The sequence below is a fragment of the Acetivibrio sp. MSJd-27 genome (assembly GCF_018918095.1).
Lineage (GTDB): Bacteria > Bacillota > Clostridia > UMGS1840 > HGM11507 > HGM11507.
In genome coordinates, this window is record NZ_JAHLPV010000102.1 from 1 (window position 1) to 540 (window position 540).

General features: G+C 38.7%; 1 protein-coding gene. It reads left to right on the forward strand.

The window, feature by feature from the left end:
* Positions 1-15 precede the first annotated feature (15 nt).
* The gene (gene tnpA, locus KQI32_RS13300; RefSeq protein ID WP_216426153.1) at positions 16-498 is read left to right on the forward strand and encodes an IS200/IS605 family transposase; all 483 of its coding nucleotides are present in this window, start codon (positions 16-18) and stop codon (positions 496-498) included.
* Positions 499-540 lie beyond the last annotated feature (42 nt).

Below are 540 nucleotides of genomic sequence, written 5' to 3' on the forward strand. Positions count from 1 at the left end.
ATAGGGGGTATCAAAATGAAGATTGATACAAAAAGCAGTTTATCACACACAACATGGAATTGCAAGTATCACATAGTATTTGCACCAAAATATCGGAGACAAATAATATACGGAAAAATCAAGGTAGATATAGGGAAGATAATCAGGAAATTATGTGAATGGAAAGGGGTAGAAATAATAGAAGCAGAAGCATGCCCAGATCACATACACATACTGGTATCAATACCGCCCAAGATAAGTGTAGCCAGCTTTATGGGATACTTAAAAGGGAAAAGTAGTCTAATGATATTCGACCAACATGCAAATATGAAATACAGATACGGAAACAGAGAATTTTGGTGTAGAGGATATTATGAGGACACAGTAGGAAAGAACAAGAAGGCGATAGCAGAGTACATAAGGAATCAGTTGCAAGAAGATTTAGCCTATGAGCAAATGAGTGTAAAAGAACTGGCAGACCCGTTTACGGGTGAGCCAGTAAAAAAGAGCAAAAGATAAAGCCGCCTTAGCGGCGGCTTGAAAAAGTTTGCGGCTGGCAGA

Excerpts from the sequence above, each read along its gene's own strand:
- tnpA (WP_216426153.1), top strand. The coding sequence starts at position 16 with ATGAAGATTGATACAAAAAGCAGTTTATCACACACAACATGGAATTGC.